Raw genomic sequence first — 15,627 nt, forward strand, 5'->3', positions numbered from 1 at the left:
ACAGCCGGGGCGTTTCCGCTCGAAGAAACCACCTTACTGCCTCAATGTCCCGGGTCGTTATCGACCCTTGTTTTATTGTGTCCGCCTCAATCCGCGGAAGGGGCCGTTTCGCCGACCCTCATGATTTCCCAATGTAACTCTATTCCGCTGTCTTGGAAAACCTTTTTTCGCACCTCCTCGCCCAAACCCTCCAGGTCCGCCGCCGTGGCGCCCCCGGTGTTGATCAGGAAGTTCGAATGCTTCTCGCTCATCTGCGCCCCGCCGCGCGTGGCGCCGCGCATCCCGGCGTTGTCGATCACCTTCCACGCCTTCAAGTCATGGGTGTCGTCGGCCCGCCCGGTGCTGCTGAACCCCGCCGGGTTGCGGAACGTGCTTCCGGCCGTGCGATCCTTGGTGGGCTGCGTCTCGTCGCGCTTCTTCAACTGCGCGTCCATCCGCGCGGCCAGTTCCTCGGGATCGCCCGCAACGCCCTCGAACGTCGCCCGCGTGATCACCCAGCCCTCGGGCAGATCGGTCTGGCGGTAGTGGAACTTCAGGTCATCGGCGGTCAGCGTCACCACCTCGCCCGCGCGGCTCACTGCCTGCGCTTCCACGAAATAATCGGCCACGTAGCTGCCATAGCATCCCGCGTTCATCCGCACGGCCCCGCCGATGGCGCCGGGAATGGTGCGCAGAAAGGTCAGGTCCACCCCCGCCTCGCCCGCGCGCCGGGCCACATGCGCATCCAGCGCCGCAGCACCCGCGGTCACGCGGGAGCCGTCCACTTCAATGGCATTGAACCCGCGCCCCAGCCGGATCACCACGGCGCGCAAGCCGCCGTCCCGCACGATCAGGTTGCTGCCCACGCCCATCGGAAAGACGGGCATGTCCGCTGGCAGGTCACGCAGGAACGCCGCCAGGTCGTCCAGGTCCGCCGGCTGAAACAGCCAGTCCGCCGGCCCGCCCACGCGCAGCCATGTCAGATCGGCCAGCATGCGCTTCTCGCTCAGGCGGCCACGGGGTTCGGGAAGATCACTCATGCGGCCTCTTCTGCCTCAACCCGGCCTGAACCGAAAGACAGCCACCGGCTTTTTCTTGCCGAAAATACTCAATCCCCACCGCGGGCCATGTCACCGTCCACGGCCCGCCGGGCCCAGCGGCCCAGATAGATCACCGGCCAGCGCAAGAGGCTCATGCCCGCCGCCAGCACGAACAACCCCACCCAGGGCCCGTTCTGCCATGTCACGTATCCCAGGATCGGGATGCCCACGGCAATCAGCGCATAGGCCCGCCGCCAGTGGTTGTCGCGGCTGGGGATCATCGCCAGCAGGTTTGCGGCCAGCGCCCAGATGCAGGCCAGCACAAGAGACATGCTCATTTCGGAACCTCCGGTTTTTCCCCCATTAGACGCCGCGCGAAGTACCGCAACGGATTGCGAAACATCGACACCAGCGCAAGTGCTTCCAGCGCAGCGGGCAGAACACCGTAATCCCGCCCGATCATCCAGATCAACACCGGCGCCAGCGCCAGAAGCGCGATCCCCGGCGCATACTGGTGCCGCATCGGCAGCATCGCCACCAGCGCCCCGGCGATGACCCAAAGACAGGCCAGAACCACAAGCGTCATGCGCCACCCCCGATGGCGCGCGCCGTTTTCCGCGCGGAAAACGTAACGGAGAATGCGCATTTTCCGGCCCGGAATTTTCGTAAAATTCCGGCCACCGTCACGCCTTCAGCTTTTCGGGCAACCCGTTGGCCCAGCCGCTGATCGTCCCCGCGCCCAGACAGACCACCATGTCGCCCGGTTTCGCCTGTTCGCGCACCAGCCGCACCAAGTCGTCCTCGCCCAGGATCGCCCGAGCGTGTCTGTGGCCATGGGCAATCAGCCCCGCCACAAGATCGTCGCGCGTGGCGCCCTCGATCGGGTCCTCGCCCGCGGCATAGACCTCGGCGATGGCGACCACGTCGGCATCGTTGAAGCATGCGCAGAAATCGTCGAACAGCGAATGCAGACGGCTATAGCGGTGCGGCTGGTGCACCGCGATGATCCGGCCCTTTGTGGCCTGCCGCGCGGCCCTCAGCACCGCGGCAATCTCCACCGGGTGGTGGCCGTAATCATCGATGATCGTCACCCCGTCCACTTCGCCCACGCGGGTGAAGCGGCGGTTCACGCCGCCGAAGGCTGCCAGCGCCTCGCGGATCTCGTCCGTCTTCATGCCCAGGCTGCGCGCCACGGCCACCGCCGACAGCGCGTTCGACACGTTATGATCGCCCGGCATCGGCAAGGTGCAGCCTTCGATCACCTTGTCCTCGGCCTGAAGTGCTACGTCAAAATGCGCCACGCCGGCCTCGTAGGTCAGGTTCATCGCCCGCACATCCGCCTGCGCATTGAAGCCGAATGTGATCACGCGCCGGTCGCTGATCCGGCCGACCAGGGTCTGCACGTCCGGGTCGTCGGTGCAGCAGATCGCCAGGCCGTAGAACGGTATGTTCGACACGAAATCCAGGAACCCCTGGTGCAGCTTTTCCTCGGTCCCCCAATGCTCCATGTGCTCCGGGTCGATATTGGTCACGATGGCAATGGTGGCAGGCAGCCGGTTGAAGGTGCCGTCACTCTCGTCGGCCTCGACCACCATCCATTCGCCCTGCCCCACACGCGCGTTCGAGCCGTAGGCGTGAATGATCCCGCCATTGATCACAGTGGGGTCGTACTTTCCGTGATCCAGCAGGGCGGCGACCATCGTCGTCGTGGTGGTCTTGCCATGGGTTCCGGCCACGGCCACGTTCGATTTCAGCCGCATCAGCTCGGCCAGCATCTCGGCCCGGCGCACCACCGGCAGGCCGCGCCGCCGCGCCTCGTCCAGCTCGGCATTGCCCGGCTTGATCGCGGACGAGATCACCACGACCTGCGCGTCATCCAGGTTCGCGGCCTCCTGCCCTTCGAAAATCGTCGCGCCGGCCTTTTCCAGCCGGTCGGTGATCTTCGATGTCTTCAGGTCCGAGCCCTGCACGGTATAGCCATGGTTGAGCAGCACCTCGGCAATGCCCGACATGCCGATACCCCCGATGCCCACGAAATGGATGGGCCCGACGTCGCCGGGAAGTTTCAATGCCGCGTTCATCGGTTTGGCTCCTTCGAATGAAAGGTCCCTCATGACAGTCTGCTCCGTGCCAGTTCTTCTGTTATATCCGCCAGCGCCTGTGCCGCGTCGGGCATGCCCACGCTCAGCGCCGCCTGTGCCATCTGGCTCGCCCCTTGGGGATTCGTCAGTACCGAGGCTATCTGCTCCGAAAGCGCCTCGACCTCAAGCCGCGATTCCGGGATGACGATCGCGCCCCCGGCCTTGGACAATCCCTTGGCGTTCGCCGCCTGGTGATCTTCCGTCGCGGCGGCGAAGGGGATCAGGATCGCGGGCCGCCCGATGACCGAGATATCGGCCACGCTGCTCGCCCCCGCCCGGCTGATCACCAGCTGCGCCTCGGACATGCGCGCGGGCACGTCGCGGAAAAACGGCTGCACGTCTGCGTCGATCCCGTTCTCGGCATACAGCGTCGCCACCCGCTCGCCATCCTCGTCCCGCGCCTGATGGCTGACGCGGATGTTGCGCAGCACGTCCATCGGCAGGTTCGCAATCGCGGGCGGCACAACGTCGCTCAGGATGCGCGCGCCCTGGCTGCCACCAATGACAAGGATCGACATCGGGTAATCGCCGGGCGGAATATACCCCGCCCCCGCGCGCTCGTGCACCGCCAGCCGCACCGGGTTTCCTACATGCGTGCCCTCCACGCCCTCGGGCAGCGCCGTGGGCCATGTGCCGCACAGAACCCTGTCCACGCGCTTGGCGAAAAGCTTGTTCACCCGCCCCAGCACGCCGTTCTGTTCATGGATCATCCGGGGTCGCCGCAGGATCATTGCCGCACTGAGCGCCGGGATCGTCGGATACCCGCCGAACCCCACCACCACGTCCGGTTTGTCGCGCATCATGCGCACCGTCGCGCCCAGCACCCCGCCCAGGATGTGAAACGGCGCCACCAGCTTGTTGAAGATCCCGCCGCGCGCGAAGGTGGCGCTCGCCACCTGCTCGATCTGGACCGAATGCGGAAAGCCCCCAGTATACCGCGCGCCGCGCGGGTCGGTCGACAGCTTCACCCGCCAGCCCCGCCGCAGCATCGCCTCGGCCAGGCTTTGCGCGGGAAACATGTGCCCGCCCGTGCCACCTGCTGCGATAATGAGAAGAGGCGCGCGGTCGGTCATGCGAGACCTCTGGTTCCATGGGCCGCCCGAACAGCGCCGAAGGCGCCGGGCGTGCGCCGACCCGCCCCCTCGGGGCGGCGCTTGGGTGACGCTACGCCCGCGAATGAGAGTAGCGCGCCAGTGACGACCATAAACCGCGCAAAAAATCCGGTGCAGCGCCACCCCGCGGGTCGGCGCCCGCCCGGCGCGGTCTGCCAGAACCGGCGCATCACCGCCGCGCCCTCAGGATGTCGTTGATCTCGCCCTGCGGACGGCTGCGAGTAAAGGCGAACAGCATTCCCACCGCGATCCCTGTGGCGATCAGCGACGACCCGCCATAGCTGACAAAGGGCAGCGTCATGCCCTTGGCGGGCAACAGCCGCACGGCCACGCCCATGTTGATCATCGCCTGCACGCCGAACATCGCCACAAGCCCCGTGCCCGCCAGCCGGATGAACGGGTCCCGCTCGCGCATCAGGCGGCTCAGCGACCGCACCACGATGCTGGCGTATAACACGATGATGGCCAGCACCAGGATCAGGCCGTATTCCTCGGCCGCCACCGCGATGATGAAATCCGTATGCGCGTCGGGCAGCGACCACTTGACCGAGCCTTCGCCCACGCCCACGCCGAAGAACCCGCCCTCGCGGATCGCGTTGGTGGCAAAGCCCAGCTGCGTGTTGGGATCCACATCCGGGCTCAGGAAGCCGTCGATCCGCCGCGCGAAGTGTTCCGAGTTGGAATAGGCCAGCGAGCCCGCGAACACCACGACGCCCGCGATCAGCACCAGCAACAGGATCGGCGCGCCGGCCACGAAATACATCACGCCCCAGCCGAACAGCACCAGGCAGGCCTGCCCGAAATCGGGCTGCATCGCCAGCATCAGCACGATGATCACCGCCATGAAAAAGCTCAGCCGCATTCCCGGCGGTCCGTTGATCTCCTTGCTGGCGGCCATCATCCAGGCGGCCACCACCACGAAACCGGGCTTGAGAAATTCCGAGGGCTGCACGCTGGCAAAGCCAAGGCTGTACCACCGCATCGCCCCCTTGCCGAAATCCGTACCGAAGAACGGCAGCATCGCCAGGGCGATGAAGGCGATCACGAACCCCACGACCGACAGCCGCCGCACCAGCAGCGGGCTCATCATCGAGGTCAGCAGCATCGCCGCCAACGCCATGAAGCCGAACGCCGCCTGCCGTTTCACGTAATGGAACTGCTCGAACCCGTTCTTCTCGGCCAGCGGCACCGAGGCCGCCAGCGCCAGCAAAAGCCCGATCCCGAAGAGGATGAGCACGCAGGAAATCGACCACTTGTCGAGGGTCCGCCACCATTTTGGGAGGATCGGTTCGCCGCCCTGCACGGGGGCCGCACCATACACCATGTCTGTCATTTGAATCCGCCGAACACTGCCTCTTGCCCCTCTTTTTCCGGGGGCGTTCGGTCCAGTATAGCAGCAGTTTCGCCCGGTGGGAAGCGTTCTGCGCCCCACCGGGCAGTCTTCAGCCGGTCAGTTTTCCCGAAACCGTGCGGATCGCCTGCGGCGCCTCGCGGTTGGCCAGGAAATCGGGCCGCGGGCCACGGGCCGCATAGGGCCGCGTCAGCGCGTTCGACATCGCGTTGTAGACGAAGAACGCGTTGGCCCGCGGATCGGGCGTGATGTTCCCGTTCGAGCCATGCAGCGTGTTGCAGTCAAAGAAGATCACCGTGCCGGTGTCCCCTTCGGCCGACGCGATGCCGCCCGCCTTTTGCGCCATCCGGTCGATCGTGCCGGGCTGCGGCACGCCCACCTTCTGCTCTTTCAGCGAGGTCTCGTGATTGTCCTCGGGCGTCTCGCCGACGCAGCTGATGAACACGTCCTGCGATCCCGGCACCAGCAACAGCGGACCGTTGTGCGGCCCGTTCGGCGTCAGCAATACCGAGGCCGACACCGCGCGCATCCGCGGCATCCCGTCCTCTGCGTGCCAGGTTTCGAAATCCGAATGCCAGTAGAACTCCTTGCCGGCGAACCCCGGTTTGTAGTTCAGCCGCGACTGGTGCAGGTATACTTCGTCGCCCAGAAGGAACTCGGCCACGCCAGCCAGGCGGCGATCGCAGGCCAGACGGCGGAATGCCTTGGAATGCTCGTCGAGGCGAAAGACCGTGCGCACCGCGTCGCTATCGGGCTCGCGGATCAGGTCGTTGTCGGGAATGTCCCCGCCGCCCTCGCGCAGCATGTCCGCGGTCTCGGTCAGCACCTTCAGCTCGTCCGCGTCGAACATGTCGCGGCGCACAAGATAGCCGTTCCCGGCGTAATGCTCCGCCTCGTCCTTGCCGATCGGCGCGTCCTCGGACCACTCCGACCACAGAACAGGGTCCTTGCGTTCGCTCAGCCGCTCCTCGCCCGGCACACGGGTCGGATACTCGTCCTGAGCAGTCAGCATTTCGTGTCGTGTCTGGATGTTCATGTGACTCCTCCATTTGTCTTGGGTTGCGAGACGTCAACACCCCCCGAAAGCCCAGTGTTCCAATGACAGGAACCGTACAAAGCTACGCCACCTTGACGCCCGCCCGCCGGTGGGGCACGGGAACCGCATGAACGTCACCACCCTGATCCTCGGCGCCGGCGCCGCCGGCATGATGTGCGCGGCCCATGCCGGCCCGGGCACGCTCGTGGTGGACCATGCCAAGGCCCCGGGCGAAAAGATCCGCATTTCCGGCGGCGGGCGCTGCAACTTCACCAACCTCCATACCGCGCCGGCGAACTTCCTCGGGCAGAACCCGCATTTTCACAAATCCGCGCTCAGCCGCTACACCCAGTGGGATTTCATCGACCTCGTCGCCCGCCACGGCATCACCTGGCGTGAAAAGACCCTTGGCCAGCTTTTCTGCGACGGCAAATCCCCCCAGATCATCCGGATGCTGCGCGACGAGATGACGGCCGCGGGCGCCGCCCTCTGGCTGCAAACCAATGTGGGCGAAATCTCCCATGACGGCACGCACTTCTCCGTCACGCTTGACCGCGAAGGGGCGCGCCACCGCGTCACCGCCCGCAACCTCGTTCTGGCCACAGGCGGCAAGTCGATCCCGGCGATGGGCGCCACCGGCCTCGCCTACGACATCGCCCGCCAGTTCGGCCACGCCGTGACCGACACGCGCCCCGCCCTCGTGCCGCTCACCTTCTCCGACCAGCGCTTCGCCCCCATCTCCGGCGTCGCCGCCCCGGCCCGCGTCACGACAGGCAATACCGGCTTCACCGAGGCCGTCCTCTTCACCCATCGCGGCCTCTCCGGCCCCGCCATCCTGCAAGCCTCCTCCTACTGGCACGAAGGCGACGCCATCACCCTCGACCTCGACCCCGACGCCAGCCTCTACGACACCCTCCGCGCCCAGCGCCAGACCGAGGGCCGCCGCGCCCTCACCACCGTACTCGCCCGCCACCTGCCCGCCCGGCTTGTCGACCACCTCTCCCCCGCGCTCGCCCTCACCGGCAATCTCGCCGACCAATCCGACGCGCGCTTGGCGCAGATCACCGACGCCCTGCGCCACTGGCAGCTCAAACCCACCGGCTCCGAAGGCTACCGCACCGCCGAAGTCACCCTGGGCGGCATCGCCACCGACCGCATTTCATCGAAGACCATGCAAAGCCGCGACGTCCCCGGCCTCTACATGATCGGCGAGGCCATCGACGTCACCGGTTGGCTCGGCGGCTACAACTTCCAATGGGCGTGGTCCTCCGGCTGGGCCGCCGGCACCGCCATCGCCGCCACAGCCTGACCTTCTCTTCCTCTGGCCAAAAGACTTCCTCTGGCCAAATTGACCTCATCTTCCTCTGGCTAGAAGTATCCCGGGGAGCGCGAGGGGCTGGCCCCTCGCCTGCGCAGCCCTGCGCACCAAGCGTAACACGTCCCGGACCTGATCCGGGACCTCCTGCCACTCAGAGCAACCGCGGAAACTCCGGCCCCTCCAAGGGCGCCCCATGCGCCAGCGTCACACTTTCGAAAGGCGGCGAGGTGGTGATCCCCTCGCGCCGCGCAAAGGTGGCGTCATCCCCCACCAGCCGCAGTGAGAACGCCCGCCGCTGCGCCGTGGCCGAATTGTTCGCGGGCGCGCCATGTACCGTGCGGTAATCGAACGCCACCGCATCCCCCGGCTCCAGCGCCCAGCCGACGATATCATAGGCGTCGCGGTCCCCGTCGATATCGGGCAGAGCCTCCAGCCCGTCATTCTCATTCAGCGCCGTTCCGTCGAAGCGCTGGGGCCGGAAATACTTGCCCCACAGATGCGAGCCTGCCACGAATTCCAGCGTCCGCTCGCGCGGCACCGCGTCCATCGGGATCCAGATGCTGACCGTCTGCGTGGCGTCCAGACAGTAATAGGGCAGATCCTGGTGCCACGGCGTCGGCATCCCGGTCCTGGGCGTCTTGACGATCACATGCTCATGAAACAGCCGCACCGTTCTGCTGCCCATCAGCTCGGCACCGATCCTTGCAGCGGGCGCGTTCTCGATGAAATCGCGATATTGCGGAATCCGGTCCCAGTTGCAGTAGTCCGACAGGAAGCGCCCGCCCTCCTCGGTGCGGTAATCCCGCGCGTTCGGTGCGGGATGCTCCAGGTTGTAATCCACCCCCGCCCGCAACACCTCCATCCAGTCGTCGAACACAGCCCGCAGCACCGTCGCGCCCTTGGCGCGGAACTCCGCGACGGTTTCGGCCTTCAACAGATCCGCCATGCCAGTCTCCCCTCAGATACCGGGATCATGCTGGCACGCCGTCCGGTTCTTGCCAAGCGCGCCGCTACAGCCGCGCCTTCACTTCGCCGATGAAATCCTCGCCCCGCCGCTCGAAGCTGTCATATTGATCGAAACTCGCCGCCGCCGGCGCCAGTAGCACCGTCTCGCCCGGCTGCGCATCCTCCATCGCCCGCATCACCGCGTGGCTCATGGTGGTGCAGACCTCCACCTCGACGCCCTCGAGTTGCAGCGCGAACCCCGCCGCCTCGCGCCCGATGACATAGGCCTTCGTCACGTGGCCCAGACCGTCTTTCAGTCCGGCCAACCCGCCCTCTTTCTCCAACCCGCCACAGATCCACCGGATCCTGTCGAAGGCCAAGAGCGCCATCAGCGCCGCATCCACGTTCGTGGCCTTGCTGTCGTTGACGAACTGCACGCCGTCCTTCTCGGCCACCATCTGGCTGCGATGCGGCAGGCCCGCGAAAGTTATCATCGCGCGTTCGATATCCCGCGGCGACAGCCCCAGCGTCCTACACGCGGCAAAGGCGCAACAGGCGTTCTGGTGGTTATGCGCCCCCGGCAGGCCCTTGATCTGCCGCAGGTCGATCGATCCCACCTGCCGGCCCTTGCGGTATTCCGACAGGAATCCCTTGCGCGCAAAGACCTGCCATCCCGGCCCGGTCAGCTTGCGGTCCACCGACACCCGGATCACCCGGTCGTCTCCCGGCGCTTCAGACAATTGCCCCGCCAGAAACAACCCCTCGGGCTCGTCCACGCCGATCACGGCCCGGTCCGGCCCGCCCTCGGCAAACAGCCGCCGCTTGGCCGCGAAATACCCCCCCAGCCCGCCATGCCGGTCCAGGTGATCGGGGCTGAGGTTGGTAAACACCGCCACGTCCGGCGTCAGCGCGCGGGCAAGCTCTGTCTGATAGCTCGAAAGTTCCAGCACCACCACGCCGCCATCGCCGGGCGGGTCGATATCCAGCACGCCGCGCCCGATATTTCCCGCCAGCTGCGCCTCGCGCCCCGCCTCCTGCAAAATGTGGTGTATAAGCGCCGAGGTGGTCGACTTCCCGTTCGACCCGGTCACCGCGATGACACGTGGCGCGGTGTCGAAACTGTCCCACTCGCTCGTAGCCAGCGACCGGAAAAAGAGGCCGATATCGTTGTCCACCGGCACGCCCGCCTCCTGGGCGGCGGCCACGACCTTGTTCGGCTCTGGGTAAAGATGCGGAATGCCGGGGCTGACGATCAGGCTGGCCACATCGGCAAAATCCTCCGCCGAGCGAAACTGCCGGATGTCAAACCCTTCCTCCGCCGCGCCTTCCCGCGCGGCCGGGTTATCGTCCCAGCACAGCACGTCCGCGCCGCCCGCCCGCAGCGCCCGCGCCGCCGACAGGCCGGACCGCCCCAGGCCCAGCACCGCCACGCAGTGCCCTTCCACTCCCCGAACAGGTATCACGCCACATGCCTCCCGACTGGTGTTTGCCCTTCGCTACCCGATCCCGTGACGCTTGGCCAGAAACCCGCGATCAACCGGCGCCCCGCGCCACGTCCCGCAGGATCGTCATCGCGCCCTCGGCCAGTTCCTCCGGCACGAAGACATGATCGTGGTGATAGGCCGCCACCACGTTGCAGGGGATAAGCGCCGCGGCCAGCGCCGTTGCCACCGCCGCCGTCAGCCCCACGCCATCCAGCGCCGAATGTACCGACAGGGTGATCCGGCTCATCGGCATCTCCACCGCAAAGCCGAGGTCCCGCGCCACCTCGTCCGGCAGGATCAGCGAGGTGCCCTCCTCCTCGGCAAACACCGCCAGCGCATGGGGCCGCCCCCGCTCCGCCATGTCCCGGTCAGCGGTCGTGCAGAAATGCCAGGTCTCGGGGTCGCGCACCGGCGCCATGCCCTTGATCATGTCCTTTGTGTCAGTGACCCGTGTCGCCATCGTCCATCGCTCCGTCCATCAGTCCGGCTTAGGTGGCGTGCGCGTATGGGTGCCCGGGTGATCCGGGACGCTCACCGCCAACCCTGCATCCTGCATGTTGCGGGAAAACTGCCAATCCGCGACCTCGAAATACATGTTCGGCCCGATCGCGACCGACTGCCACCGCAGCGCCGCCGCCTCGGGACTGACGAACATCATGTGCATGTCGCTGTCGGTATTCAGGCCGACAACGTGATATCCTTCCGCGCGCAGCCGGGGCCAGACCATCGCGTATACCTCGCCCACCACGTCACCCCGCCGCAACGTTCCGGCCGCCGCCCCGGCGTCGATATGCTCCGCGATACCCCCGGGAAGATCCAGCCCGACCGCAGACACCATCAGGTCGAACTGGTCCAGACTGTCCTCGGTCCCGGCCGCCCAGTCCAGTTCGGCCAGCCGGTCCGCAGACCAAAGCGCATGGCCCAGCACCGCAACATCGGGCGCAAACGAGCGGTAATACTCAAAGGGGCTCTCCCCGCCCGCCTGTCCTGACAGCATCGCCTTCGCAGCGGTGATCGCGACAGGATCACCCTCCGTCAACTCGTCCACCGCCTGAAGGATCTGGGCATCGCTCAGCGGCGCCTCGGACGTGCCGCCCGACCCGGCCCGTGTCATGCCCTGGGTCATGCCCGCGCCCGGCGCGATCAAGGCTGCCGTCCCTGCAAGACCGGCCACCAGCCATGACATCATGCCCATGTCACCGCACCTTCAGCGTCGCCAGCCCGATCATCGCGAGGATGATCGCGATGATCCAGAACCGGATCACGATCTGCGGCTCGGCCCAGCCCTTTTTCTCGTAATGGTGATGGATCGGCGCCATCAGGAAGACCCGCTTGCCGGTCCGCTTGAAATAGAACACCTGGATGATGACCGACAGCGCCTCGACCACGAAGATGCCGCCGACGATGCCCAGCACGATCTCGTGCTTGGCCGCAACCGCGATGGCCCCCAGCGCGCCGCCCAGGGCCAGCGACCCGGTGTCGCCCATGAAGACGGCGGCCGGCGGCGCGTTGTACCACAGGAACCCGAGGCCTCCCCCGGCCAGCCCGGCCACGAAGATCAGGATCTCGCCCGTGCCCGGCACGTAATGCACGTCCAGATACTCGGTAAAGTCCACGCGCCCCACCGCATAGGCGATGATCCCAAGCGTCACGGCGGCGATCATCACCGGCATGATCGCCAGCCCGTCAAGGCCATCGGTCAGGTTCACCGCGTTGGCCGCGCCCACGATCACGAACATCGCGAAAGGGATGAAGAACAGCCCCATATTGATCAGCGTGTCCTTGAACACCGGCAGCGCCAGCTGGTACTGCAATTCCTCCGGGTGATACAGGCTGGCCCAATAGGCCGCGATCCCGGCGATCAGAAAGCCCAGCCCCAGCCGCACCTTGCCCGGCACGCCCTTGTGGTTCTGCTTGCTGACCTTGGCGTAATCGTCCCAGAACCCGATCACCCCAAAGGACATGGTCACGAACAGCACCAGCCACACAAAGGGGTTGTCCAGCCGCGCCCAGAACAGCGTCGAGGTCAGCAAGGCCCCCACGATCAGCAGGCCGCCCATGGTGGGCGTGCCCGACTTCGCAAGGTGCCCCTCGGGGCCGTCGCTGCGAATGGGCTGGCCCTTGCCTTGGGTCCGGCGCAGCACGTCGATCAGCGGCCGCCCGAAGATGAACCCAAAGACCAGAGCCGTCAGGAACGCCCCGCCCGAACGGAAGGTGATATAGCGAAACAGGTTGAAGACATCGCCGCCATCCGACAATTCGGTTAACCAGTAGAGCATTCAAACGTCCTCTTTTTCCGCGACAGCCTGCGCCAGCCGGCGCAGCGCGGTGACAACTTCGCTCACGTAGCTGCCTTTCGACCCCTTCACCAGGATCACGTCGCCCGCATCCACCAGCCGGTGCGCCTCGGCGGCCAGCTCGCCCGCGCTTTCCACCCAGCGGCCCCTTTGCGCCTCGGGCAGCGCGTCGTAAAGGGTTTTCATGCGCGGGCCGACGCAATGGATGACCTGTATGTCCTTCACGAACGGCAGGTCCGCGACCTCGCGGTGCATCCGCGCCTCGTCGGGACCCAGTTCCAGCATGTCGCCAAGGATGGCGATCCGCCGCCCCGCGGCCACCCGCCCGATATCGTCGCGCACCCGGGCGGCGGCCAGCACTTCCAGCGCCGCGGCCATCGAGGTGGGGTTGGCGTTGAACGCGTCGTCGATCAGCTCGATCGACATCGCTTCCTCGACCATGTCCAGCACCAGCACCTCGCGCGTGCCGCGCCCTTTGTAGGGCCGCCACTGCCCAAGGTCGCAGACCGCCACGTCGCGGTCGGCTCCCAACGCCTCTGCCGCGGCGATCACCGCCAGCGCGTTCAGCGCGAAATGCCGGCCCGGCGTGCCGACCTTGAACAGTATGTCGTCACCGCCCGCCTGCGCATGGCCCACCGTCGCGGCATCATGCACCGTCACATCCGTCAGCCGCATCTCGGCCGCCTCTGAGGTGCCGAACCGCACAACGGTTTCGGCCTTCGCTGTCGCCGCCTTAAGCAGGATATCCGCAGTGCCCACATCGGCATTGATCACCGCCGTGCCGCCCGGCTCCAGCCCGTCGAAAATCGCCGCCTTCTCCTGCGCGATCCCCTCGATATTCTCGAACGCCTCCAGGTGCGCCGCCGCAATCGTGGTGATCAACGCCACGTGCGGGCGGGCCATCACGGCCAGCGGAGAAATCTCGCCGGGATGGTTCATCCCTATCTCGATCACCGCGAACTCGGTGTCGCGCGGCATCCGCGCCAGCGTCAGCGGCACGCCCCAGTGGTTGTTATAGCTCGCCTCGGCGGCATGGGTGCGCCCCTGCCCCTCGAGCGCGGCACGCATCATCTCCTTGGTCGAGGTCTTGCCCACCGACCCGGTGATCGCCACCACCTTCGCGTCGGTGCGCGCCCGGCCCGCGCGGCCCAGATGCTCCAGCGCCGGCAGAACCTCGTCCACGATCAAGAGCGGCGCCGTCTCGTCCAAGCCCTCGGGCACGCGGGCAACCAGCGCCGCCGCCGCGCCCTTTTCCAGCGCCTGCGCCACGAAATCATGCCCGTCGCGCACGTCTTTCAGCGCCACGAACAAATCGCCCGGTTGCAATGTCCGCGTGTCGATCGAAACGCCCGTCGCGGTCCAGTCGCAGGTGCTGCGCCCGCCCGTGGCCGCCACGGCCTCCCGCGCTGTCCACAACTCGCTCACGCCACGCCCCCGTCCAGCGCCGAGACCGCCACGCTCGCCTGTTCGCAATCGTCGAAGGGGAACACGTCGTCACCCACGACCTGCCCGGTCTCGTGCCCCTTGCCGCAAATGAGCAGCGCATCGCCCGGCCCCAGCATGTCGACGCCGCGCAGGATCGCCTCGGCCCGGTCGCCCACCTCGATGGCCCGGTCCTCGCCGCCCGCCTGGCGCACGCCCTCCATCACCGCGGCGCGAATGTCGCCCGGCACCTCGCTGCGGGGGTTGTCGTCGGTCACGATCACCGCGTCGGCATTTTCCGCCGCCGCGCGCCCCATCAGGGGCCGCTTGCCCCGGTCGCGGTCGCCGCCCGCGCCCACGATGGCCACCATCCGGCCCAGCACATGCGGGCGCAGCGCGTAAAGCGCGGTCGACACCGCCTCGGGCGTATGGGCGTAATCCACGAACACCGCCGCCCCGCTGGAGCGCGTCGCGGCAAGCTGCATCCGGCCCCGCACGGTCCGCATCACCGGCAGCGTCGCGAACACCCGGTCCGGGTCCGCGCCCGCACCGATGGCCAGCCCCGCGGCCAGCATCACGTTGTCGGTCTGAAAGCCGCCGATCAGGTTCAGCTCCACTTGGTGGACCTGCCCGCGCCAGGAAAACCGCAAGGTCTGCCCGGTCGGTGAAAACACCCGGTTCAGGATCCGCAGGTCCGCCCCTTCGGCCCGGCCCACCGCCAGCACGTCCTGTCCCCGGCCATAGGCCACGTCCGCCATGCCCGGCCCGCGCGGGTCGTCGATATTGACCACGGCCACGCCGTCCTCGGGCAGGACCCGCTCGAACAGGCCCGCCTTGGCGTTGAAATAATCGTCGAAATCGGAGTGGTAATCCAGGTGATCCTGGCTCAGGTTCGTGAACCCCGCCGCCACCAGCCGCACGCCGTCCAGCCGCCGCTGCGCGAGGCCATGGCTCGACGCCTCCATCGCCGCATGGGTGATGCCGTTGGCCTCGGCCTCGGCCAGGACCCGGTGCAGCGTAATCGGCTCGGGCGTCGTATGCGCCAGCGGCGCCTCCCACGCGCCTTCGACGCCCGTGGTGCCCAGGTTCACCGCCTCCAGCCCCAGCGCCATCCAGATCTGCCGGGTGAAACTCGCCACCGATGTCTTGCCGTTGGTCCCGGTGACCGCCACCATCGTCTCGGGCTGCGCACCGTACCAAAGCGCCGCCGCGAAAGACAGCGTCTGGCGCGGGTCCTCGGCCACCACCAGCGCCGCGTCACTTGCCGCCAGCTCCTCGGCGGCCAGCGCAACGCCCTCGGGGTCGGTCAGGATCGCCGCCGCCCCCATGCGCAGCGCATAGGAAATGAACTCGCCCCCGTGCACCTTGCTGCCGGGCAGCGCCGCGAACAGGGACCCGTCCTTCACCTCGCGGCTGTCCACCGCCAGCCCGGTGATCTCGGCCCGCCGGCCCCCCTGGGCGGTCAGGCCCAGCTCTGCCAAGGATTTGCTTTGCCCCACGCC

Annotated in this window: 15 protein-coding genes; 1 reads left to right on the forward strand and 14 read right to left on the reverse strand. The window is 67.0% G+C overall.

The genetic code is table 11. The features are described from left to right. Positions 1-86 precede the first annotated feature (86 nt). From murB to FIU89_RS12455, 7 genes are all read right to left on the reverse strand, one after another. Positions 87-1,019: a UDP-N-acetylmuramate dehydrogenase gene (gene murB, locus FIU89_RS12425; RefSeq protein WP_152492889.1), complete on the reverse strand. Its 933-nt coding sequence runs from the start codon at positions 1,017-1,019 to the stop codon at positions 87-89. 68 nt (positions 1,020-1,087) lie between these two features. Continuing rightward, positions 1,088-1,357, reverse strand: coding sequence for a DUF2484 family protein (locus FIU89_RS12430; protein ID WP_152492890.1), 270 nt, complete (start codon positions 1,355-1,357; stop codon positions 1,088-1,090). After that, on the reverse strand, positions 1,354-1,605 hold the full coding sequence (locus FIU89_RS12435; RefSeq protein WP_152492891.1) for a DUF2484 family protein: 252 nt from the start codon (positions 1,603-1,605) through the stop codon (positions 1,354-1,356). The genes FIU89_RS12430 and FIU89_RS12435 overlap by 4 nt, the downstream gene beginning before the upstream one ends. 97 nt (positions 1,606-1,702) lie before the next feature. Beyond that, positions 1,703-3,100 carry a UDP-N-acetylmuramate--L-alanine ligase gene (murC, locus tag FIU89_RS12440; protein ID WP_152494506.1) on the reverse strand — a complete coding sequence of 466 codons (1,398 nt, stop codon included), beginning with the start codon at positions 3,098-3,100 and terminating at the stop codon, positions 1,703-1,705. Between the two features lie 29 nt (positions 3,101-3,129). Beyond that, complete coding sequence (locus FIU89_RS12445; protein ID WP_152492892.1) at positions 3,130-4,233, reverse strand: glycosyltransferase; 1,104 nt, start codon at positions 4,231-4,233, stop codon at positions 3,130-3,132. Between the two features lie 208 nt (positions 4,234-4,441). Further along, positions 4,442-5,605 carry a putative lipid II flippase FtsW gene (gene ftsW, locus FIU89_RS12450; RefSeq protein WP_152492893.1) on the reverse strand — a complete coding sequence of 388 codons (1,164 nt, stop codon included), beginning with the start codon at positions 5,603-5,605 and terminating at the stop codon, positions 4,442-4,444. A gap of 109 nt (positions 5,606-5,714) precedes the next feature. Further along, positions 5,715-6,659 carry a phytanoyl-CoA dioxygenase family protein gene (locus FIU89_RS12455; RefSeq protein WP_152492894.1) on the reverse strand — a complete coding sequence of 315 codons (945 nt, stop codon included), beginning with the start codon at positions 6,657-6,659 and terminating at the stop codon, positions 5,715-5,717. Between the two features lie 127 nt (positions 6,660-6,786). On the opposite strand from FIU89_RS12455, the gene FIU89_RS12460 reads away from it, so the two are divergent. After that, positions 6,787-7,968, forward strand: a complete 1,182-nt coding sequence (locus FIU89_RS12460; RefSeq protein WP_152492895.1) for an NAD(P)/FAD-dependent oxidoreductase — start codon at positions 6,787-6,789, stop codon at positions 7,966-7,968. A 160-nt stretch (positions 7,969-8,128) separates the two neighbouring features. Here FIU89_RS12460 and FIU89_RS12465 read toward each other — a convergent pair whose 3' ends face one another. The 7 genes from FIU89_RS12465 to FIU89_RS12495 form a co-directional block, all read right to left on the reverse strand. Next, on the reverse strand, positions 8,129-8,923 hold the full coding sequence (locus tag FIU89_RS12465; protein ID WP_152492896.1) for a phytanoyl-CoA dioxygenase family protein: 795 nt from the start codon (positions 8,921-8,923) through the stop codon (positions 8,129-8,131). A gap of 64 nt (positions 8,924-8,987) precedes the next feature. Beyond that, on the reverse strand, positions 8,988-10,385 hold the full coding sequence (murD, locus tag FIU89_RS12470; protein WP_152492897.1) for a UDP-N-acetylmuramoyl-L-alanine--D-glutamate ligase: 1,398 nt from the start codon (positions 10,383-10,385) through the stop codon (positions 8,988-8,990). Positions 10,386-10,455: 70 nt separating this feature from the next. Next, positions 10,456-10,866, reverse strand: coding sequence for an ACT domain-containing protein (locus FIU89_RS12475; protein ID WP_152492898.1), 411 nt, complete (start codon positions 10,864-10,866; stop codon positions 10,456-10,458). A gap of 18 nt (positions 10,867-10,884) precedes the next feature. Continuing rightward, on the reverse strand, positions 10,885-11,601 hold the full coding sequence (locus FIU89_RS12480) for a hypothetical protein (protein WP_152492899.1): 717 nt from the start codon (positions 11,599-11,601) through the stop codon (positions 10,885-10,887). 1 nt (position 11,602) lies between these two features. After that, the gene (gene mraY / locus FIU89_RS12485) at positions 11,603-12,685 is read right to left on the reverse strand and encodes a phospho-N-acetylmuramoyl-pentapeptide-transferase (RefSeq protein ID WP_152492900.1); all 1,083 of its coding nucleotides are present in this window, start codon (positions 12,683-12,685) and stop codon (positions 11,603-11,605) included. Further along, positions 12,686-14,128, reverse strand: a complete 1,443-nt coding sequence (gene murF / locus FIU89_RS12490) for a UDP-N-acetylmuramoyl-tripeptide--D-alanyl-D-alanine ligase (RefSeq protein ID WP_152492901.1) — start codon at positions 14,126-14,128, stop codon at positions 12,686-12,688. It abuts the gene before it with no gap. Then, positions 14,125-15,624 carry a UDP-N-acetylmuramoyl-L-alanyl-D-glutamate--2,6-diaminopimelate ligase gene (locus FIU89_RS12495; RefSeq protein ID WP_152492902.1) on the reverse strand — a complete coding sequence of 500 codons (1,500 nt, stop codon included), beginning with the start codon at positions 15,622-15,624 and terminating at the stop codon, positions 14,125-14,127. The genes murF and FIU89_RS12495 overlap by 4 nt, the downstream gene beginning before the upstream one ends. Between the last annotated feature and the right edge of the window lie 3 nt (positions 15,625-15,627).

The organism is Roseovarius sp. THAF27, from assembly GCF_009363655.1.
GTDB lineage: Bacteria > Pseudomonadota > Alphaproteobacteria > Rhodobacterales > Rhodobacteraceae > Roseovarius.